Here is a 19,983-nt window from a genome sequence, read left to right as displayed (position 1 = left end):
CGTCACTTGCCGGCCGGGTGGGCGGAATGCTCGCGCGCCTCGATGCGCACGCCCGCGGCCTCGGCGTCTTCCTCGGCGCGGCGCGCCTGGGCCTCGTACAGGCGCCAGTAGGCGCCCTGCTGCGCCATCAATTCGTCGTGCGGACCCACTTCCACGATCTCGCCACGGTCCATGACCACCAGGCGGTCGGCCTTGCGCAGGGTGGACAGGCGGTGGGCGATGGCAATCGTGGTGCGGCCCTGCACCAGGTTGTCCAGCGCCTTCTGGATTTCCTTCTCGGTCTCGGTATCCACGGCCGAGGTGGCCTCGTCCAATATCAATATGCGCGGGTCGATGAGCAGCGCGCGCGCGATGCTGATGCGCTGGCGCTCGCCGCCCGACAGGCCCTGGCCGCGCTCGCCCACCAGGCTGTCGTAGCCCTGCGGCAGGCGCAGGATGAACTCGTGCGCATGGGCGGCGCGGGCGGCGGCGACGATTTCCTCGCGCGTGGCGTCGGGCTTGCCGTAGGCGATGTTCTCGGCAATGGTGCCGAAGAACAAAAACGGCTCCTGCAGCACCAGGCCGATATGGCGGCGGAAGTCGCTCACCGCCATGCGGCGGATGTCCACGCCGTCGACGAGGATGGCACCGCCCGTCACGTCGTAGAAGCGGCTGATCAGGTTCACCAGCGTGCTCTTGCCCGAGCCGCTGTGGCCCACCAGGCCGATCATCTCGCCGGGGCGGATGTCGAGCGACAGGTTCTTGATCACCGTGCGGCTGCCGTAGCGAAAGCCCACGTCGCGCATCTCGATGGCCCCCGCCACCTTGTCCACCTTCACCGGGTTCACCGGATCGGGCACGTTGCTCACATGGTCCAGGATGTCGAAGATGCGCTTGGCGCCGGCGGCGGCCTTTTGCGTGACCGAGACGATGCGGCTCATGGAATCGAGCCGCGTGTAGAAGCGCCCGATGTAGGCGATGAAGGCCGCGAGCACGCCCACGGTGATCTGCTCGTGCGCCACGAGCCAGATGCCGAAGCCCCAGACCACGAGCAGCCCCACCTCGGTCATCAGCGACACGGTGGGCGCAAACAGGCTCCAGGTCTTGTTCAGGCGGTCGTTGACCTCCAGGTTGTGCTGGTTGGCGGCGCGAAAGCGCTGCGCCTCGCGCCCCTCCTGGGCGAAGGCCTTTACCACGCGGATGCCGGGGATGGTGTCGGCCAGCACGTTGGTGACCTCGCTCCACACGCGGTCGATCTTCTCAAAACCCGTGCGCAGGCGGTCGCGCACGTTGTGGATGAGCCAGGCGATGAAGGGCAGCGGCACCAGCGTGACCAGCGCCAGCCAGGGGTTGATGGAAAACAGGATGGCCGAGGTCATGACGATCATCAGCACGTCGGTGGCGAAGTCGAGCGCGTTCAGCGACAGGAAGACGTTGATGCGGTCCGTCTCCGAGCCTATGCGCGCCATCAGGTCGCCCGTGCGCTTACTGCCAAAGTAATCCAGCGACAGGCGCAGCAGGTGGTCATAGGTGCTGGTGCGCAGGTCGGCGCCTATGCGCTCGGACACCAGGGCCAGGATATAGGTGCGCGCCCAGCCCAGGCCCCAGGCCAGCAGCGCCGCCAGCAGCAGGCCGCCCAGGTACATCGCCACCAGGGAGACCGGGATTTGCTGGCCGCTCTGGTAGGGAATGAGGATTTCGTCCATCAGCGGAATGGTCATGTACGGCGGCACCAGCGAGGCGGCGGTGGAGGCCAGCGTGAGCGCAAAGCCCGCGGCCAGCTGCTTCTTGTAGGGCCGCGCGAAGCGCCACAGGCGCAGCAGCACCCAGGTGGAGGCCTGGGGCGGCTGCTGGCGTGCGCAGGCCGGGCATTCGTCGGCGTCGGGGGGCAGCGGCGTGCCGCACACGGCGCAGCGCGGCGCCTCCTCGTCCGACACGGCCGGTGCCAGGGGGTTTTGCAGGCGCTCGACCTGCTGCTCCAGGCGCTGCTGCAGGTGCAGCGCCTGCGGGTGGCGCCCCAGCGTGAAGCGCCACAGCCCCAGGCGCCGCTCGGCGTCGTGCAGCGCAAGCTGGCCCAGGCCGCCATGGTCCTGCATGCGCAGCACCAGGCCCGGCGCCAGCGGCCATTCCTGGAGTGGCGAATCCGTGCCCCGCGCCAGCAGACGCCGCTCGGTCAGCACGAGGAGGCCGGGCGCAAAGCGCAGCCCGGGCGTCAGGTCAACCTCGAAGGCGGCCTGCACGTTTTCATCGGGAGCGAGCATGGCTCGCAGCTCGCCCCCGAAGGGGCCGGGCAAGACACCCGAGGCGTCCACTGAATGGTGATGTTGCATTTTGTTTTGTATGTCCGCCCACAAGCCGGCGGTGAATTCGCGGGTGGGCGCATGCCCATGGCCGGCATTGTCGGCCAGCGGGGCGCCGGCGCGGTATTCCCGAGTAACGCACGCCGCCCCGCGGCGGCTGACACTGGCGCCGCGTGACACCCCCCGTTCTCGGCGCACAATCGCCCATGGGCATCGCCACACCCGCCTGACCGCGCGGGCCTCCGAATCCTCCACGCTGCACTTCATGGCCACATTCAAAGATATCCAACTGCTGCGCACCACCTATCTGCGCGGCCCCAGTGTCTGGACCTACCGCCCCATCCTGGAGGTCTGGCTGGACCTGGGCGAACTGGAGGACTACCCCTCCAACAAGCTGCCCGGCTTCAACGAGCGCCTGACGCGCTGGCTGCCCGACCTGGTGGAGCACACCTGCGGCGTGGGCGAGCGCGGCGGTTTCATCCAGCGCCTGGAGGGCGGCACCTGGATGGGCCATGTGCTGGAGCACATCGTCATCGAACTGCTGAATCTCTCGGGCATGCCGGCCGAGTTCGGCCAGACGCGCGAGATCTCCAAGCGCGGCGTGTACCGCATGGTGTTCCGCTGCCCCGAGGAGGCCGTGGCGCGCGTGGCCCTGGAACATGGCCACCGCCTGCTGATGGCGGCCATCAATGACCAGCCGTTCGACCTGAAGGCCGCCATCCACGCCATCAAGACGGCCATCAACGACCGCTACCTGGGCCCGAGCACCGGCTGCATCGTGGACGCCGCGAGCGAGCGCCGCATCCCGCACATCCGCCTGAACGACGGCAACCTGGTGCAGCTCGGGTACGGCGCGGCGCAGCGGCGCATCTGGACGGCCGAGAGCGACCAGACCAGCGCCATTGCCGAGGGCATCGCCCAGGACAAGGACTTCACCAAGCGCCTGCTGGCCGCCTGCGGTGTGCCCGTGCCCGAGGGCCAGATCGTGAAAAGCGCCGAGGAGGCCTGGGAGGTGGCGCAGGAGATCGGTTTTCCCGTCACCGTCAAGCCGTCCGACGGCAACCACGCGCGCGGCGTGACGCTGGAGCTGTCGAAGGAGGCCGACATCAAGGCGGCGTTTGCGCTGGCCGAGCCCGAGGGCTCGGAGGTCATCGTCGAGAAATTCATCGACGGCGTGGAGCACCGCCTGCTGGTCGTGGGCGGCAAGCTGGTCGCCGCCACCAAGGGCGAGACCGTGAGCGTGCACGGCAACGGCCAGGCCACGCTCGCCGAGCTGGTGGCCGTGCTGAACCAGGATCCGCGCCGCGGCCCCGAGCAGGAATACCCGCTGGACTGGATCGACCTGGAAAAAGGCGCCGTGCAGCTGGAGCTCAAGCGCCAGGGCGTCACACCCGACAGCGTGATCGCCAAGGGCCAGAGCGTGCTGCTGCAGCGCAACGGCAACATGGCCATCGACTGCACCGACGACGTGCACCCCGACGTGGCCTACTACGCCACCCTGGCGGCAAAGATCGTGGGCCTGGACATCGCCGGCATGGACATGATCCTGAAGGACGTCTCCAAGCCCCTGCAGGGCCAGGGCGCCATCCTGGAAGTGAACGCCGGCCCCGGCCTGCTGATGCACCTGAAACCCACCAGCGGCGCGCCGCGCCCCGTGGGCATGGCCATTGCAGATCACCTGTTCCCGCGCGAGGACGGCCCGGGCGCCGGCCGCATCCCGCTGGTGGGCATAGTCGGCACGCGGCACAACGCCTTCATCGCACGCCTGGTCGGCTGGCTGTTGCAGCTGTCAGGCAGGCTCACCGGCGTGGCCAGCAGCGAGGGCATGTTTCTGGCCAACCGTCAGACGCAGAAAAGCAACACCGCCAACTGGGCCGGCGCGCACCGCCTGCTGACCAACCGCCTGGCGCAGGCCGCGGTGATCCAGACCACGGCGCGCTCCATCCTCGAAGAAGGCCTGGCCTACGACCGCTGCCTGGTCGGCGTGGTGACCGACATGGACGGCTACGAGGGCCTGGCGGACCACGACGTGCTGGAGCAGGCCAGGATGACACGCGTGCTGCGTACCCAGATCGACGTGGTGTTGGACGAGGGCGCGGGCGTGCTCAACGCCGACATCGCCCAGGTGGCCGAGCTCAGCGCCCTGTGCGACGGCGAGGTGCTGCTGTACTCCACCAGCGCCGACAACGCAGCCATTGCCGCCCACCGCGCCGAAGCAGAGGGCCGCGCCGTGTTCGTGCGCGGCGGTCAGGTCATCCTGGCCACGGGCACCAGCGAGCGCGTGCTGGGCACGCTGGCCGCCTTGAGCCTGGCCGGCGGCCAGCAGCCGGATACGCCGGCGCTGCTGGCGGCGATCGCCGCGGCCTGGTCCATGGACATAGCGCCGGACCTGATCGCCGCCGGCATCAAGACCTTCGAATACCAGGCATAACGCCACAATTGCTATTAATAATATAGCTATTGGCGCATATCCATAAAGCGTTACAGCCCATTTGACCTGAAAACTGGTTGAAAGAACACCATGCAGATCACCCGCATCCGCGCCCTGCGCGGCCCCAATCTCTGGACCCGCAGCACCGCCATCGAGGCCATAGTGCATTGCTCGCACGACAAGCACGACATCCACCGGCTGCCTGGTTTCGAGGACCGGCTGCGCGCGCGCTTTCCGCAGATCGGCGCCTTGCAGCCCCAGGGCGCCGACCGGCCGCTGTCGCTGGCCGACGTGCTGGAGACCGCGGCCCTGGCCCTGCAGGCCCAGGCCGGCTGCCCCGTGACCTTCAGCCGCACGCATGAGACCGTCGAGGAGGGCACCTACCAGGTGGTGGTCGAATACACCGAGGAGTCGGTGGGCCGCCTGGCCATGAGCCAGGCCGAGGCGCTGATACGGGCGGCCCTGGCCGACCAGCCGTTTGACGCGCAGGCCGTGATCGCCGAGCTGCGCGAGCTCGACGAGGACGAGCGCATCGGCCCCTCCACCGGCTCCATCGTGGACGCCGCCGTGGCGCGCGGCATACCGTTTAGGCGCCTGACCAGCGGCAGTCTGGTGCAGCTGGGCTGGGGCTCGAAGGCCCGGCGCATCCAGGCGGCGGAGCTGGACGTGACCAGCGCCGTGGCCGAATCCATCGCCCAGGACAAGGACCTGACCAAGCGCCTGCTGCACGCCGCCGGCGTGCCCGTGCCGCTGGGCCGGCCCGTCGCCGATGTGGAAGACGCCTGGAAGGTTGCCGAAGAAGTGGGCCTGCCGGTGGTCGTGAAGCCCCAGGACGGCAACCAGGGCAAGGGCGTGACGGTGAACATCAGCACGCGCGCGCAACTCGACGCCGCCTATGCCACCGCGCGGTCTTTCAGCGACGAGGTCATGGTCGAGCGCTTTCTGCCCGGCAACGATTTCCGCCTGCTGATCGTGGGCCACCAGCTCGTAGCCGCCGCACGGCGCGACCCGCCCCAGGTGCTGGGCGACGGGTCGCACACGATTCGCGAGCTGGTGGAGATCGTGAACCAGGACCCGCGCCGCGGCTCGGGCCACGGCACGGCGCTGACCAAGATACGCCTGGACGACATCGCCATCGCACGCATCGCCAGCGAGGGCCTGACGCCCGAATCCGTGCCGGCCCAGGGCCAGCGCGTGGTGCTGCGCAACAACGCCAACCTGTCCACCGGCGGCAGCGCCACCGACGTGACCGACGATGTGCACCCCGAGATCGCCGCGCGCGCCATCGAGGCCGCGCAGACCATTGGCCTGCACATCTGCGGCGTGGACGTGATCTGCGAGACCATGCAGAGGCCTCTGGAGGAACAAGGCGGCGGCATCGTCGAGGTGAACGCCGCGCCCGGCCTGCGCATGCACCTGGCACCCTCGTTCGGCAAGCCGCGCAACGTGGGCGCGCCCATGGTCGATGAGCTGTTTGCACCGGGCCAGGACGGGCGCATCCCGCTGGTGGCCGTGACCGGCACCAATGGCAAGACCACCACCACGCGACTTCTCGCTCATTTGTTCACGGCGCACGGCTGGCGCACGGCCATGACGAACACCGATGGCGTCTATGTCAACGGCCGCCAGATCGACAGCGGCGACTGCTCGGGCCCCCGGAGCGCGCGCAACGCGCTGGCCCACCCCGAAACCGACGCCGCCGTGCTCGAATGCGCGCGCGGCGGCGTGCTGCGCGAGGGCCTGGGTTTCGACCGCTGCCAGGTGGCCGTGGTCACCAACGTCGGCGAGGGCGACCACCTGGGGCTGAACTACATCACCACCGTGGAGGATGTGGCGGTCATCAAGCGCGTCATCGTGCAGAACGTGGCGCAGGACGGCTACGCCGTGCTCAACGCCGCCGACCCGCATGTGGCGGCCATGGCGGGCACATGCCCCGGCAAGGTGATCTTCTTTGCCCAGGACCGGCACCACCCGGTGATGGCCACGCACCGCGCTCAAGGAGCGCGCGTAGTCTACGTGGACGAAGGCCATATCGTCGCCGCCGAGGGCTCGTGGCGCGAATCGATTGCGCTGCGCGACATCCCCATCACGCGCGGCGGCAGCATTGGCTTTCAGGTCGAGAACGTGATGGCCGCCGTTGGCGCGGCCTGGGGCGTGGGCCTGCCCTGGCAGACCATACGCCGGGGCCTGGCCGGCTTTGTGAACGACGGCGACAACGCACCGGGGCGCTTCAACGTCATGGACTACCGCGGCGCCACGCTGATCGCCGACTATGGCCACAACCCCGACGCCATGCGCGCCCTGGTGCAGGCCGTGCAGGCCATGCCGGGCCAGCGGCGCAGCGTGGTCATCAGCGGCGCGGGCGACCGGCGCGACCAGGACATCATCGAGCAGACGCGCATCCTGGGCGCGGCCTTCGACGACGTGGTGCTGTACCAGGACGCCTGCCAGCGCGGCCGCGAGGACGGCGAGGTGCTGGCCCTGCTGCAGCAGGGCCTGCAGGGCGCGCCGCGCACCAGCTACGTGACCGAGATCCACGGCGAATTCAGCGCCATAGACCATGCGCTCGCGCGCCTCTCGCCGGGCGACCTGTGCCTGGTGCTGGTGGACCAGGTGCAGGAGGCGCTGGCACACCTGCAGCGCCGCTGCGCCGAGGCCGCCGATGCCACGGCGGGTGCGGCATGAGGGCGCTGCGCACTGCCTGCCTGGCGGCGACAAGCCTGCTCGCGGCCGGCCTGTGCGCGGCCCAGCCCGACAAGATCGGCACGGTGGACACGGCCTTCCAGTGGATTGGCCGCGACCACGACATTATCGTCGAGGCCTATGACGACCCGCTGGTCAGCGGCGTGAGCTGCTATGTCTCGCGCGCGCGCATCGGCGGCATCAAGGGCACGCTGGGCCTAGCCGAGGACCGCGCCGAAGCCTCCATCGCCTGCCGCCAGGTGGGGCCGATCGCCTTCACCCAACCGCTCAAGGCCCAGCAGGAGGTGTTCAGCGAACGCATGTCCCTGCTGTTCAAGCGCCTGCGCGTGGTGCGCATGGTGGACGCCAAGCGCAACACCCTGGTCTACCTGACCTATTCCGACAAGCTCATCGACGGCTCGCCGCAAAACAGCATCACGGCCGTGCCGGTGGACCGGGCGACGCCGATTCCGCTGAAATAACGCAATACAAGCAAAAACCGTCTGCAGCGCTTACTGGGTAAGCGCTGACAGCTATTTAATAAATAGCATCACGGCTGCTGCGCTGCGATCTGGCGCAGCGCCTGCTCGAACACCTCGACCGGCTGGCCGCCCTGGATCAGGTGCCGGTCGTTGACGATCACCGCCGGCACCGAGTGGATGCCCTGGCCCCGGTAGAAGTCCTCGCGTTCGCGCACGGCGTCGGCATATTCGGCTGATTCGAGCACCGCGCGGGCGCGCGCCTCGTCCAGCCCCAACGCACCCACCAGCTTCAGCAGCACGCCAGGGTCAGCGGGGTTCTCGCCATCGGTGAAATAGCTTGTGAGCAGCGCCCGCTTGAATGCCAGCTGCTGGCCGGCGCCGCCCTCCTCGCCCAGCCAGTGCAGCAGACGGTGCGCGTCGAAGGTGTTGTAGATGCGCGTGCGCTGCGGGCCGAAGACGAAGCCCAGCGACGCACCGCGTGACGCAATCTGCGCTTGCGTCTGCTGCAGCTGCTCGGGCGTGGCACCGTATTTACCGGCCAGATGCTCGATCAAATCCTCGCCGCCCGGCCCCATGCCGGGGTTGAGCTCGAAGGGCTGGAAATGCCAGTCGAGCTGCACCTGGCCCGCCAGCCGCCCAGCCGCCTGCGTCAGCGCCGCCAGGCCGATGGCGCACCAGGGGCAGACCACATCGGAGACAAAGTCGATCTTCAGGGTGATGGGGGTGGCGGCTGGCATCTGCTCTCCTGTGGCTATGGCCGGCCATTGTCGCCCAGCAGGCTCAGGAACTCGCGCCGCAGGGCGTCGTTACCCAGGAAGGCGCCGCGCATGACGGAGTTCTTCATCCGCGCGCCATCGTCCTTCACGCCGCGCCAGTGCATGCACATGTGGCTGGCCTGCATGACGACGGCCAGACCATCGGGTTGCACGCGCTGCTGCAGCGCGTCGGCCAGCATGACGATGGCCTCCTCCTGGATCTGCGGCCGGTTCATGATCCATTCGCACAGCCGTGCGTACTTGGACAGGCCGATCAGGTCCGAGTGCACGCTCGGCAGAATGCCTATCCACACCTGGCCCAGGATGGGGCACAGGTGGTGCGAGCAGGCGCTGCGCACGCGTATGGGCCCGACCACCATCAGCTCATTGAGCTGCGACACATTGGGAAACGCCGTGGCGGCGGGCGCGGCCTCGTAGCGGCCGCGAAACACCTCGCTCACGAACATCTTGGCCACGCGCCTGGCGGTGTCCGCCGTGTTGTGGTCATTGGCGCTGTCGATGACCAGGGCGTGCAGCACCTCCTGCAGGCGCGCCTGCACTTCGTCGCGCAGCTCCTGCAGCTCACCTGCGCGAATGAACTCGGCAATGTTGTCGTTGGCGTGGTAGCGCCGCCCGGCCTGCTGCAGGCGGTAGCGGATGCGGTCGGAGGCGCTCATGCGCGTGGCCATGTCTTGTGTGGCCATGGGGGCAAGGGTCGTCGTCATGGATAAGTCCTTGGAATGCAGGCGCTGACAGCCTTGGTTGCTGCGTGAACCTGGCTGCAGGTGCGGTCATGGTGCGCGCTCATCGGTGAAGGTTGAAAAACGACGCTGCCGCAGCGTCTTGCCCATTCGATGGAGTGCCTCTGGCGCGCGTTCCCGCCGCGCCGCCGTCAGGATGGCGCCGTGTCCTGTGCGCGCCTGCGTGCCAGCACCCCGGCCACAATGCGGTCGCAGCGCGCGCCGTCGAAGGCAAAGGCGTCGGCGAGCGTCATGTCGATGGCGCTGGCCAGGCCCTCGCGCAGCAGGCTGCGGGCGCGGAAATAACGCGTGCGCACGGTGGCCTCGGGAATCTGCAGGACCTCGGCCACCTCCTCCACGCTCATCTCCTCGACGGCGCGCAGCATGAACACGGTGCGAAACGCGTCGGGCAGCAGGTCGATGCGCGCCTCCAGCAGCTGGCGCAGCTGCGCGCGCATGGCGGAAGATTCGGGCCGGTCGTCCGGCGCATCGGCGAGTGCGGCCTGGATGGCGGGTTCGGAGGAGGTCATGGCGGCATCCAATGGAACGATCTCGGCGCCCTTGCGGCGCAGGCGGCCCAGCGCCTCGTTGACGACGATACGCACCAGCCAGGTGGACAGCCTGGCCTCGGCGCGAAAGCCTTCGAGCGCGCGCCAGGCACGCAGGTAGGCGTCCTGCAGCGCATCCTCGGCCTCCTGGTCGCTTTTCAGGATGGCGCGCGCGGTACGGAACAGCAGGCGGTTGTGGCGGCGCATGATGGCCTCGAACGCGGCGGCGTCGCCCCCTGCCGCTCGGCCGGCAAGCTCGGCATCGGGCGTGGCGCCGGCAATGGGTGGGTGGTGCAGGTGCTGGTGCATAGGTTCTCCCGTGGATTCGATGCGTGCCGCGCGGCCTGCGTTCCCGGCCCATGCATCCATTGCGCGGCGCAGAGGGTGCACGTATATTGACGCAGCCACGCGAGCCGCCCACAGGAGGACACCATGCGCATCGAAGAGATGATTGCCGCCATCCAGGCCAAACTGGGCATCGACGTGGACGGGCGGGCCGGCCCGCAGACCTGGGGCGCGATCTACGAGCGCCTGGTCGGCAAGAAGATCGACGGCCAGCCCCCGGCGCAGGCCATAGACCCGGTGGACGCGCGCAGCGAGAAGACCATCGCCACGCTGCTGCCCCAGGTGCAGCCCATGGCCCGCGCCTTGGTGCAGAAGGCGGCAGCCTCGGGCATCACCATCCGCATCATCAGCGGCCTGAGAACCTACGCGGAGCAGGACGCGCTCTACGCCCAGGGCCGCACCGCACCGGGCAAGGTGGTCACCAATGCCAGGGGCGGCTATTCCAACCACAACTTCGGCATTGCCTTCGACATTGGCGTGTTCGAGGGCAACCGCTACCTGGCGGACTCTCCCAAGTACAAGGCCGTCGGCGTGCTGGGCGTGGATCTGGGCCTGGAGTGGGGCGGCAACTGGAAAACCATCGTCGACCAGCCCCACTACCAGCTGCGTCCCGGCTGGGCCACCGATCTGAGCGAGCGCCAGATGCTCGCCGAAATGCGCGCCCGCACCGCGTCGGGCAGCCCGATCTTCGCGTAGGCAGCCAACAGGGGGTTCGCCATGGCCGACTCAAATGCACCCTTTCACCCCATCATCTACGTCCGCGGCTACGCCATGACCACGCGCGAGCAGGACGAAACCACGGCCGATCCGTTCTGCGGCTTCAACCTCGGCTCCACGGTGTACCGCGCCACGCCGGACAAGGCCAAGCCGGCCAAGAAGTTCGTCTTCGAGTCCCCCGTGCTGCGGCTCATGACCGACTTTGGCTATGGCGATGTCTACGAGAACGGACTGGACATCATGGACAGCGAATGGGAGGGCAGCATCGCCTGCCGCTCCATCGTCATCTACCGCTACTACGAACAGGCCTCGGCACTGCTGGGCAGCGGCCAGACGCCGGATATCTCGCATTTCGCCCGCGGCCTGAGCGAGCTGATCCTGCGCGTGCGCGAGCTGGTCTGTGCCAACGCCGCCAATCAGCTGGCGCCCGAGGACTTTCGCTGCGTTCTGGTCGCGCACTCCATGGGCGGCCTGGTGTGCCGGGCCTTCCTGCAGAACCCGGAGCTGGGCGACGAGCAGGCCCGCGCCAGCGTGGACAAGGTCTTCACCTACGCCACGCCGCACAACGGCATCGAGGTTGCCGGCATGAACGTGCCGCAATGGCTGAGTGCCGCGGACATGAACAACTTCAACCGCGAGAACATGGCCCGGTACCTGAAGCTGGAGGCCCTGTACCAGAAGACCCGGCGCGTGGACTGGCTGCCCGAAGAAGCCTTCCCGTCCGAACGCTTCTTTTGCATGATCGGCAGCAACCGCAGCGACTACGACGCGGCCCTGGGCCTGTCGCGCGCCTTCGCCGGGCATGGCAGCGACGGCCTGGTGCGCATAGAAAACGCCTCGGTCTGGGGCGTGAATGCCAGGGGCAAGCTCTCCAGCCCCTGCGCCACGGCCTACACCTACCGCGCGCACTCGGGCTACTTTGGCATCGTCAACAGCGAGGAGGCCTACCAGAACCTGACACGCTTTTTGTTCGGCGACGTGCGCGTGGACATCTGGCTGGACATCGACTCGGTGCAGCTGCCGCCCGAGATCCAGGGCAAGGCCGTGAACGCGCTCTACCAGTTCGAGCTGCTGGCCTCGCCGCGCGGCAAGCGCTGGTACCTGACGCGCCGCATGGCCGAGGAGGACTCGGTCGCCTGCCGCAGCCACCAGGAGCTGGTGGACCCATCCAACAAGGATGCACGCAGCATCTACCTGTCCACCGCATTTCTGGCCAATCGTGCGCGCGTGAACCCCGCGCGGCCCTCGCTGGCCTATGGCGTGACGCTGGGTGTGCGCGTACCCGACTACGAGGTGGAGCGCAAATTCTGGCCCGACACGCACTACGAGGGCGGCTATCTTTTCCACGACACCGTGGTCGTCGAAATGGTGCCGCCCCAGACGCCGGGCGAGGACTGGACGGCGAGCTTCGGCTGGCAAAGCAGCAGCGCCGGCCGCGCCACCGAGTCCCTGGCCTACAAGACGCTCAAGACTGGCAAGCGGGTGATGACGGTAGCCTTTGGCGGCAGCAGCGCGCCCGGCATTGCCGGCCGGCTGCGCTTCGTGGTTTCGGCGTGGAATGCATAGAGGCTCAATACCCGAAGAACTCTTCGCTGCGCACGTCGTCCTCGTCCACGCCCGCCTGCTCCAAGGCATTGCGCATGGCCTCGACCAGGGCCGGCGGGCCCGACACGTAGAAGATGGGCGCGGCCAGCCCCTGCAGGGCGCGCCGCACGAAGGCGCTGTCGATATAGCCCGTGGCGCCGTCCCATGCCTGCGTGGAATGCGCCATGTCGGTCATGGTCGCCATCAGGCGCAACCCGGGGTGGCGTCGCGCCAGCGCCTGCAGCTCGGCCAGGAAGGCCGTGTCCTCGGGCCGGCGGTTGGAGTACAGCAGCACCAGGATCTGTTCGCGGCGCTGCTCGGCCGCGCTGCGCAGCATGCTCATGAAGGGCGTGATGCCTATGCCGCCAGCGATCAGCACGCCCGGGCGCTCGGCCTTCTTGTGCAGGATGAGCGAGCCAAAGGGCCCGTCGATGTCCAGGCTGGCGCCCAGAGGCAGGGCGCCCAGGGCACGCTTGAACTTGCTGTCGCGCATGCGCGTGGCGAACACCAGCTCGCCCTCGTGCGGCGCGCTGACGATGGAAAACGCATGGCGCCCGTCCTCGCCCTCGGCCCCCCCGGGCAGGATCACCTCGAACGCCTGGCCGGCGCGGAATTCAAAGCCCGCGGGCTTTTCCAGGTGAAAGGCCATGGTGCCCTGGGCCACGGGTTCTTTGGCAAGCAGCCTGACGGTGTAGGTAGCCATGATGCGTCCTCTCATTGGTACTCATGCCGCATTGGATGCGGTGCGTGGGCCCGATATTCCCGCATTGGGCAGGAAGGCGCCATGCCTGCCCCCATGCACCTGCGCGCGCCGTGGTTACAGCCAGGCGCGCAGCTCGGTCTTGAGCACCTTGCCGTAGCTGTTCTTCGGCAAGGCGCTCACCCAGCGGTAGGCCTTGGGACGCTTGAAGCGCGCGATGTGATCCAGGCACAGCGCATCCAGCTCGGCATGAGGCACCTCGTCGCCATCGGCCACCAGGAAGGCCACCACCACCTCGCCCCAGCCGGCGTCCGGCTGGCCCACCACGGCCGCCTCGCGCACGCGCGGGTGCAGCAGCAGTACCTCCTCCACCTCGCGCGGGTAGATGTTGGAGCCGCCGCAGATGATCACGTCCTTGCTGCGGCCCTGCAGCGTGAGAAAGCCGTCCGCGTCCAGTTGCCCCACATCGCCCGTGTGCAGCCAGCCGCCACGCAGCGTCTGGGCCGTGGCCTCGGGGTTGTTCCAGTAGCCGGCCATCACCGTGTCGCCGCGCACCAGCACCTCGCCCAGTTCGCCCGTGGGCAGGCTGCGGTCCTGCCCATCGACCACGCGCACCTCGACGCAGGCGTGCGCCACGCCCACGGAGGCGATGCGCTGCTCCCAGCGCGGGTGCGCCGTGTCGGCCAGGTGCTCGCGTGCCAGGGCGGTGATGGTCATAGGGCTTTCGCCCTGGCCATAGATCTGCACGAACTTCGGGCCCATGGTGGCGATGGCACGGCGCAGGTCGTCCACGTACATGGGGCCGCCGCCGTAGACGATGGTCTTGAAGCCGCCCGTGCTGGCACCCGTACTGCGCACATGCTCCACCAGCCGGTGCACCATGGTGGGTGCGGCGAACAGCGACAACCGCCCGACATCCTCAGCCAGGCGCACCAGCTCGGCTGGATCGAAGCCGCCGGACTCGGGCACCACATGGCGCGCGCCGCGCAGCATGTGGGCGTAGTTGTACAGGCCCGCGCCATGCGACATGGGCGCGGCGTAGACCATGGCGTCCCCGGGCTGCACCTCGTCCACGTCGGTGAAGTAGGCCATGGTCATGGCCAGCAGGTTGCGCTGCGTCTGCATCACGCCCTTGGGCCGGCCCGTGGTGCCCGAGGTGTAGAACAGCGAGGCCACGTCCTCGGGCGCGCGCTCCTGCAGCTCCATAGGCTGGCCCCGCGCCGCCTCTTCCCATGCGGCATCACCCAGCACCTGCAGTGCCCCGGCATCAACGCCCGCCACCAGCGCAGCATCGCGCAGCGCAGCGGACACGCAGGCCACGCGCGCGCCGCTGTCGGCGAGCACATAGGCCAGTTCACGTGCGTGCAGCTTGTAGTTGACGGGCACGGACACGGCGCCGGCCCAGTGGATGGCGTGCAGCGCCTCCAGGTACTCCGGGCAGTTGGCCGAGAAGATGGCCACGCGCTCGCCCGGCTGCACGCCGCAGCGCGTGCGCAAATGCCCGGCCAGCGCCGCCACGCGCGCGGCAAGCTGGCGGTAGTCATGCAGCACTCGCACACCAGCCAGCACGGCCGGGCGCTCGCCATGGACCAGGGCGCTGCGCTGCAGCAGATGGGCAATGTTCATCGGTGCCTCCGTGTTATTTAGCTCTTATAAAAATAGCTGTTTGCGCTTTATGGATAAGCGCCAGCGACCATTTTGGCTCAAACTCCGGCCATACCCAAGCATGCCATGGACGACCTGTTTGCCAACGATCCCGCCGAGCCCAAGGTGCTGCCCCTGGGGCCCCAGGCGCTGCTGTTGCGCGGCCTGGCACTGGCGCAGGCGCAGGCATTGCTGCAGGACATAGAGCAAATCGCCCAGCGGGCGCCATGGCGCCACATGCTCACGCCCGGCGGCCAGGCCATGTCGGTGGCCATGACGGGTTGCGGTCCGCTGTCCTGGGTCAGCGACCGGCGGGGCTACCGCTATGCCGACCGCGACCCGCTCACCGGCCAGCCCTGGCCCGCGCTGCCGGCAAGCCTGGCACAACTGGCGCAGGCCGCCGCGCAGCAGGCTGGGTTTGCAGCGTTTGCGCCCGATGCCTGCCTGATCAACCGCTACGCGCCGGGCGCGCGCATGTCGCTGCACCAGGACCGCGACGAGCGCGACCTCACGGCTCCCATAGTCTCCATATCGCTGGGCCTGCCGGCCGTCTTCCTGTGGGGCGGCGCCACGCGCGGCGAGCGTGCGCTGCGCGTGCCGCTCGGCCATGGCGACGTGCTGGTCTGGGGCGGCGTGGACCGGCTGCGCTTTCATGGCGTGCTGCCCGTGGCGCCGGGCACGCACCCGGACACGGGCGATTGCCGCATCAACCTCACGCTGCGCAAGGCGCTTTGATGGAGCGGCCTTGATGCGGCGGCACATGCTGCAGCCCGCAGCAGGGCCAATGGCACGGCGAGCGACACACAAACCGGATACGCACTACACTACTCCGCTTGCCGCCGCGCAGACGCGCTGGCGGTCCGCAGCGTGCCGGCCTGCCCGGCACCACACCACCGCCGCACGGGGCGTCACGCCCCAACCGCAGCCCAAGGCGCCCCGCCCGGCCGCAGCGGCCTTTTCCAGCAGATGCCAGCGTTGCATGCCGGTGTCCTGCGCGGGCGATGCTCCATCGCCCATCCTGCGCCGGGGTTGCCGGCGCATCCGTTTTTTTGTGCATTGCACACAGACTCCGAGCGAGCACGGGCAGCCGCCGATCATCGGCCATGCCTGCCATCACTCACCCTTGACGAAAAGGAATCCCATGTCCAACAAAGAAGAACTGATCGAGATGCAAGGCAAGGTCGATGAGGTGCTGCCCGACGCGCGCTTTCGCGTCACCCTCGACAACGGCCACGCGCTCATCGCCTACTCGGGCGGCAAGATGCGCAAGCACCGCATCCGCGTGCTGGCGGGCGACTCGGTGTCGGTGGAGATGTCGCCCTATGACCTGAGCAAGGGCCGCATCACCTTCCGCCACCTGCCGCCGCGCGCGGGCGGCGCGCCGCGCGCTCCGGCGCGCCCGCGCCGCTAAAACAGTGCCTCAGGCCGCCACGATGGACGACACATCCAGCACGTACATCTGGCGCTGGTGCTCGTGCACCGAGTCGATGCACACCAGGCGGCCGTCGCGGCTCCAGCGCGGATGCAGGTCGCAGCGATTCTCCTTGGACAGATCGGGCGTGGCGTAGAAGCTGCCGAGGTTGCGGCGCTCGCCGGTCTGCATGTCGAACAGAAACAGGAAGCGTTCGTGCGTCCGGTCGTCGGGGTAGGTGTCGCTGAGCATCCAGCGCGTGCTCACCGGCGAGAAGGTCATGTGGCCGTTCTCCACCAGCACGTCGCGGCCGACGACCTGCACCTCGCCGCCCTCGGCATCGTGGTAGAGGTGGTAGTGGATCTCGCCGGCATGCGGGCCCCAGACGATGATGTGCGCGTCGTCCTGCCACAGCGGGTGCGAGATCTGGTATTCGGACTTCTCATAGTCGAAGGTGCCCACGGCGCCGGGGTAGAAATCCTCGGCCAGCTGCGGCAGCGGATGGTCCGAGCATTCGAGCAGGCGCAGGTCCGAGCCGTCGGGGTTCATGGTGATCAGGCGGTGCAGGAAGCAGGTCTCGTCCTTGACGCGCTCGGTCCAGCGGTGCAGGAACAGGATGCGCGAGGAGGCCGGATTCACCTCGATATGGCTCACCCAATGGATGGCCTTGTCCATCGACGCCCTGTGGTGAAAGGCCTTGAGCCGGGCATAGCTGACCAGCAGCTGCGCGGCGCCGGTGGCGATGTCCATGCGCCAGATGCCGTCGTCCTCGGGGGCCAGCGGCAGCTCGAACGGCTGGCCCGGCTCGCTATAGCCGATGGTTTCATGGGTGATGTACAGGCGCCGGTAGTTGACCGACAGCGCCCATTCGCTGCTGGGCGCGACCACGTACACCGGCATCGGCAGCTGGCGGCGCGCGCCGCTGTCCACATCGACGATCACCGCGCCAAAGCCCGGGTAGCGCGCGGACATGTCGCCCGTGCGGTCGTTGTAGATGAGCTGGCGGCCCGGCGCGCCGTCCAGCCACTGCAGCTGGCTGCCCATCTGCCAGTTCCAGGCGCCGGTTTCGCCGACGGCATGGAAACGGTCGCCGTCCTGCGTGTCGAAGTAGCCAATCGTGGCCTTGACCGCGGGCGTCAGGTATTGATCCATCCACGGCGTGCGCTGGGCCAGCAGCAGGCGGTTGCTCTTGTCCCAGTTGGACTTGTTGTAGTAGCCGAAGAAATGGTGCTGGCTGCCATCGCCCACGCGGCGGCAGGGTACGAACGGGTCGGTGCTTGTGGAATTCATAGGACTCGGATGTCAGGTTGCGCTCAGAGGTTGAGAACAAATTGGCCGTACCCGAGAGGCGCGTCAAAACGCGCCCAATCGAGGCGCAAAACGCAACCATAGCTCGGGCTATGGCGAGAATTTGCAACGATGAGTGGGGGTGTTTTGGCGTGCAAAGCGGGCATGGGGAATTTTTTCTCAGCCTCTCAGTTGGCGGATATCTTGCCCGCGGCAATCACTTGGTCCCAGCGCTGCTTTTCACGAAGCACGAAGGCCTCGGCCTCGGGCAGGGTGTTGGCCACGGCATTCATGCCCTGCTCTTGCAGTCCCTTGCGGAACTCGGGCATGTTCACCACCTTGCGGATGTCCTCGCTGAGCTTTTTGACCAGGGCATCGGGCACCTTGGACGAGACCGCCACCGTGGTCCAGGAAGTCGCCACATAGTCCTTCATGCCGGATTCGGCCGCCGTGGGCACGTCGGGCAGGGCTGCCAGCCGCTCCTTGCCCGTCACGGCCAACCCCTTGAGCTTGCCGCCCTTGATATGCGCCAGCACCGTGGGCGGGTTCTCGAACATCAGCTGGATCTGCCCGCCCAGCAGGTCATTGAGCGCCGCCGAGCTGCCGCGGTAGGGCACATGGACGATGGGCGCGCCCGACTGCAGCTTGTACAACTCGCCCATCATGTGCACCGACGAACCCACGCCCGCCGAGCCGAAATGCACCGCATTCGGCTGGCCCTTGGTCAGGGCCGTCAACTCGGACAGGTTATTGGCCGGCAAGGACGGCGTGGCCACGACTACATGGGGCATTTCGGCCAACACGGTCACCACACGCAGGTCCTTGCCGGGGTTATAGGTCAGCTTGCCATACACCCCATAGGTGGCATGCAGGCCGATAGAGCCCACCATCAGCGTGTAGCCGTCGGCGGGCTGGTCCACCACATACTTGCCCCCCAGATGACCGCCGGCACCGGGCTTGTTTTCCACCACCACCGCCTGGCCCCACAGGCGGCTCAGCCTGTCCGCCAGCATGCGGGCCTGCACGTCCGAGCTGCCGCCTGCCGTGAAGGGCACCACGATGCGCATCTGCCGCGCCGGGTTGGGGTAGCCCTCCTGCGCCAGCGCCGTGCCGCCCATCAGGGCTGCCGCCACGGCCGCCATACCCAGACCGGCGCCACGCCGACCCCATGCTCCAGAATGCTTGTCCATTGCCGAATCTCCTAGTTCCTTGACGCCGCCCCGCGCGACGTGTTGTGGATGCGATGGCGGCAGTGTAGAAAGCACACCGCCTGCAGAAAAATGCTTTTTCCTGCGGTATTTATTCAAAAGTGATATACCCCGCCACCCTCCCCCTGCATCACTCTCTCCATGCCCCGGCCCCTGAACTCCCGCGAAATCGAGGCCTTTCGCGCCGTCATCCAAACCGGCACCACCACGGCCGCGGCCCAGCTGCTGCACACCACCCAGCCCTCGGTCAGCCGCCTGCTGGCCCAGATGCAGGCCGCCGCCGGGCTCAAGTTGTTCGACATGCACAAGGGCCGCCTGCGGCCCACCGCCGAGGCCATGGACCTGTATGCGACGGTGCAGCAGCATTTCCTGGGACGTGAGCGCATCGAGCGCGAGCTGGCTGTACTGCGCCAGTCGGGTACCGGCGCCCTGCGCATTGGCTGCACCCCCGCCCTGGGCCTGAGCGTCATCCCCGCGGCAGTCCGCCGCTTTGCCGAGTGCTATCCCAGCACCCATCTCAGCCTTCAGACCCTGGGCACCACGGCCCTGCGCGAGGGGCTGCTGCATGGCCATTTCGACCTGGTGGTCAGCACCAAGGCCATCGTTACGCCGGAGCTGGATGCCACCGTGCTGCACCACAGTCATGCCGTCTGCGTCATGCACCCGCAACACCCTCTGGCCGCGCGCAGCGAGCTCCACGTGCGTGACCTGCGGCATCAATCGCTGCTGACACTCAATGCCGACGACAACATCTTCCTGCAGTTGCAGCACACCATGCAGGCCCACGGCATCGAGGTGGGCTCCACCATCGAAACCACATATTCCTCCACCATTTGCTGCCTGGCAGCCCAGGGACTGGGCCTGGGCGTGGTCAACCCCTATGTGGCCTCGGTGTTCGAACGCGAGCTACGCATACTGCCCTTGCTGCCGCATTGCGCGGTAGAGGTGGTGCTGGCCCTTCCGCCTCAATATGCGCCGTCGGAGCGGGCCGGGTACTTCATAGAATTGCTGCGCGCACAATTCGAGGAATATTGACGCAGTCAGAAAGCCCAGGGAGAGCCGTGCACCGCGCATGAATGCCGGCCTTGGCGGCTTCGACGAAGAGCACCGCCAGCGCGCTCGCCGTGCCATGCGACGTTGCTCCTCCTGGCGGGCAGGAGCCCATTGCGC

The 19,983-nt window shown here is 67.9% G+C and carries 16 protein-coding genes; 8 read left to right on the top strand and 8 right to left on the bottom strand.

Features of this window, described 5'->3' with window-relative positions; translation table 11 throughout:
• Nucleotides 1-2 precede the first annotated feature (2 nt).
• Entirely contained in the window at nucleotides 3-2,309 is a 2,307-nt protein-coding gene (locus P7644_RS03925; protein ID WP_404301706.1) for an ABC transporter ATP-binding protein, read from the bottom strand.
• A gap of 235 nt (nucleotides 2,310-2,544) precedes the next feature.
• On the opposite strand from P7644_RS03925, the gene cphA (P7644_RS03920) reads away from it, so the two are divergent.
• The 3 genes from cphA (P7644_RS03920) to P7644_RS03910 all read left to right on the top strand — a co-directional run bounded on the left by cphA (P7644_RS03920) (nucleotide 2,545) and on the right by P7644_RS03910 (nucleotide 7,874).
• A complete protein-coding gene (cphA, locus tag P7644_RS03920) occupies nucleotides 2,545-4,710 on the top strand; it encodes a cyanophycin synthetase (protein ID WP_404301705.1) in 2,166 nt (721 codons plus the stop codon).
• A 90-nt stretch (nucleotides 4,711-4,800) separates the two neighbouring features.
• Nucleotides 4,801-7,395, top strand: a complete 2,595-nt coding sequence (cphA, locus tag P7644_RS03915) for a cyanophycin synthetase (protein WP_404301703.1) — start codon at nucleotides 4,801-4,803, stop codon at nucleotides 7,393-7,395.
• A complete protein-coding gene (locus P7644_RS03910; protein WP_404301702.1) occupies nucleotides 7,392-7,874 on the top strand; it encodes a CreA family protein in 483 nt (160 codons plus the stop codon). The genes cphA (P7644_RS03915) and P7644_RS03910 overlap by 4 nt, the downstream gene beginning before the upstream one ends.
• Before the next feature lie 68 nt (nucleotides 7,875-7,942).
• Here P7644_RS03910 and P7644_RS03905 read toward each other — a convergent pair whose 3' ends face one another.
• From P7644_RS03905 to P7644_RS03895, 3 genes are all read right to left on the bottom strand, one after another.
• Complete coding sequence (locus P7644_RS03905) at nucleotides 7,943-8,611, bottom strand: DsbA family protein (RefSeq protein ID WP_404301700.1); 669 nt, start codon at nucleotides 8,609-8,611, stop codon at nucleotides 7,943-7,945.
• 14 nt (nucleotides 8,612-8,625) lie between these two features.
• On the bottom strand, nucleotides 8,626-9,354 hold the full coding sequence (gene folE, locus P7644_RS03900; RefSeq protein WP_404301699.1) for a GTP cyclohydrolase I: 729 nt from the start codon (nucleotides 9,352-9,354) through the stop codon (nucleotides 8,626-8,628).
• 167 nt (nucleotides 9,355-9,521) lie between these two features.
• Nucleotides 9,522-10,226 (bottom strand): RNA polymerase sigma factor, encoded by a 705-nt coding sequence (locus P7644_RS03895; RefSeq protein ID WP_404301697.1) that lies wholly within the window; start codon nucleotides 10,224-10,226, stop codon nucleotides 9,522-9,524.
• A 123-nt stretch (nucleotides 10,227-10,349) separates the two neighbouring features.
• On the opposite strand from P7644_RS03895, the gene P7644_RS03890 reads away from it, so the two are divergent.
• Entirely contained in the window at nucleotides 10,350-10,958 is a 609-nt protein-coding gene (locus P7644_RS03890) for a M15 family metallopeptidase (protein WP_404301695.1), read from the top strand.
• Between the two features lie 21 nt (nucleotides 10,959-10,979).
• A complete protein-coding gene (locus P7644_RS03885; protein ID WP_404301694.1) occupies nucleotides 10,980-12,545 on the top strand; it encodes an esterase/lipase family protein in 1,566 nt (521 codons plus the stop codon).
• Nucleotides 12,546-12,549: 4 nt separating this feature from the next.
• Here P7644_RS03885 and P7644_RS03880 read toward each other — a convergent pair whose 3' ends face one another.
• Nucleotides 12,550-13,266 (bottom strand): ferredoxin--NADP reductase, encoded by a 717-nt coding sequence (locus tag P7644_RS03880; RefSeq protein ID WP_404301693.1) that lies wholly within the window; start codon nucleotides 13,264-13,266, stop codon nucleotides 12,550-12,552.
• Between the two features lie 114 nt (nucleotides 13,267-13,380).
• The gene (locus P7644_RS03875) at nucleotides 13,381-14,889 is read right to left on the bottom strand and encodes a class I adenylate-forming enzyme family protein (RefSeq protein ID WP_404301692.1); all 1,509 of its coding nucleotides are present in this window, start codon (nucleotides 14,887-14,889) and stop codon (nucleotides 13,381-13,383) included.
• 105 nt (nucleotides 14,890-14,994) lie between these two features.
• Here P7644_RS03875 and alkB point away from each other — a divergent pair, with 105 nt between their 5' ends.
• Nucleotides 14,995-15,642, top strand: a complete 648-nt coding sequence (gene alkB / locus P7644_RS03870; protein WP_404301691.1) for a DNA oxidative demethylase AlkB — start codon at nucleotides 14,995-14,997, stop codon at nucleotides 15,640-15,642.
• Between the two features lie 406 nt (nucleotides 15,643-16,048).
• On the top strand, nucleotides 16,049-16,318 hold the full coding sequence (gene infA, locus P7644_RS03865; RefSeq protein ID WP_404301689.1) for a translation initiation factor IF-1: 270 nt from the start codon (nucleotides 16,049-16,051) through the stop codon (nucleotides 16,316-16,318).
• A gap of 9 nt (nucleotides 16,319-16,327) precedes the next feature.
• Here infA and P7644_RS03860 read toward each other — a convergent pair whose 3' ends face one another.
• Nucleotides 16,328-17,608, bottom strand: a complete 1,281-nt coding sequence (locus P7644_RS03860) for a hypothetical protein (RefSeq protein ID WP_404301688.1) — start codon at nucleotides 17,606-17,608, stop codon at nucleotides 16,328-16,330.
• A gap of 185 nt (nucleotides 17,609-17,793) precedes the next feature.
• The gene (locus P7644_RS03855) at nucleotides 17,794-18,795 is read right to left on the bottom strand and encodes a Bug family tripartite tricarboxylate transporter substrate binding protein (RefSeq protein ID WP_404301687.1); all 1,002 of its coding nucleotides are present in this window, start codon (nucleotides 18,793-18,795) and stop codon (nucleotides 17,794-17,796) included.
• A 159-nt stretch (nucleotides 18,796-18,954) separates the two neighbouring features.
• Here P7644_RS03855 and P7644_RS03850 point away from each other — a divergent pair, with 159 nt between their 5' ends.
• Complete coding sequence (locus P7644_RS03850; RefSeq protein ID WP_404301686.1) at nucleotides 18,955-19,848, top strand: LysR family transcriptional regulator; 894 nt, start codon at nucleotides 18,955-18,957, stop codon at nucleotides 19,846-19,848.
• The last annotated feature ends 135 nt before the right edge of the window (nucleotides 19,849-19,983 follow it).

Origin of the sequence: Alicycliphilus denitrificans (assembly GCF_044792555.1) — a bacterium.
Classification (GTDB): domain Bacteria; phylum Pseudomonadota; class Gammaproteobacteria; order Burkholderiales; family Burkholderiaceae_C; genus Alicycliphilus; species Alicycliphilus denitrificans_A.
The sequence above is the reverse complement of the archived record's forward strand: the minus strand, read 5'-3'. Positions and strand labels throughout refer to the sequence as shown.

Coding starts and splice junctions, on each gene's coding strand:
- P7644_RS03880 (WP_404301693.1), bottom strand. CDS start 13,266: ATGGCTACCTACACCGTCAGGCTGCTTGCCAAAGAACCCGTGGCCCAG.
- folE (WP_404301699.1), bottom strand. CDS start 9,354: ATGACGACGACCCTTGCCCCCATGGCCACACAAGACATGGCCACGCGC.
- cphA (WP_404301703.1), top strand. CDS start 4,801: ATGCAGATCACCCGCATCCGCGCCCTGCGCGGCCCCAATCTCTGGACC.
- infA (WP_404301689.1), top strand. CDS start 16,049: ATGTCCAACAAAGAAGAACTGATCGAGATGCAAGGCAAGGTCGATGAG.
- P7644_RS03895 (WP_404301697.1), bottom strand. CDS start 10,226: ATGCACCAGCACCTGCACCACCCACCCATTGCCGGCGCCACGCCCGAT.
- P7644_RS03885 (WP_404301694.1), top strand. CDS start 10,980: ATGGCCGACTCAAATGCACCCTTTCACCCCATCATCTACGTCCGCGGC.
- P7644_RS03905 (WP_404301700.1), bottom strand. CDS start 8,611: ATGCCAGCCGCCACCCCCATCACCCTGAAGATCGACTTTGTCTCCGAT.
- P7644_RS03860 (WP_404301688.1), bottom strand. CDS start 17,608: ATGAATTCCACAAGCACCGACCCGTTCGTACCCTGCCGCCGCGTGGGC.
- alkB (WP_404301691.1), top strand. CDS start 14,995: ATGGACGACCTGTTTGCCAACGATCCCGCCGAGCCCAAGGTGCTGCCC.
- P7644_RS03910 (WP_404301702.1), top strand. CDS start 7,392: ATGAGGGCGCTGCGCACTGCCTGCCTGGCGGCGACAAGCCTGCTCGCG.
- cphA (WP_404301705.1), top strand. CDS start 2,545: ATGGCCACATTCAAAGATATCCAACTGCTGCGCACCACCTATCTGCGC.
- P7644_RS03855 (WP_404301687.1), bottom strand. CDS start 18,795: ATGGACAAGCATTCTGGAGCATGGGGTCGGCGTGGCGCCGGTCTGGGT.
- P7644_RS03925 (WP_404301706.1), bottom strand. CDS start 2,309: ATGCAACATCACCATTCAGTGGACGCCTCGGGTGTCTTGCCCGGCCCC.
- P7644_RS03890 (WP_404301695.1), top strand. CDS start 10,350: ATGCGCATCGAAGAGATGATTGCCGCCATCCAGGCCAAACTGGGCATC.
- P7644_RS03875 (WP_404301692.1), bottom strand. CDS start 14,889: ATGAACATTGCCCATCTGCTGCAGCGCAGCGCCCTGGTCCATGGCGAG.
- P7644_RS03850 (WP_404301686.1), top strand. CDS start 18,955: ATGCCCCGGCCCCTGAACTCCCGCGAAATCGAGGCCTTTCGCGCCGTC.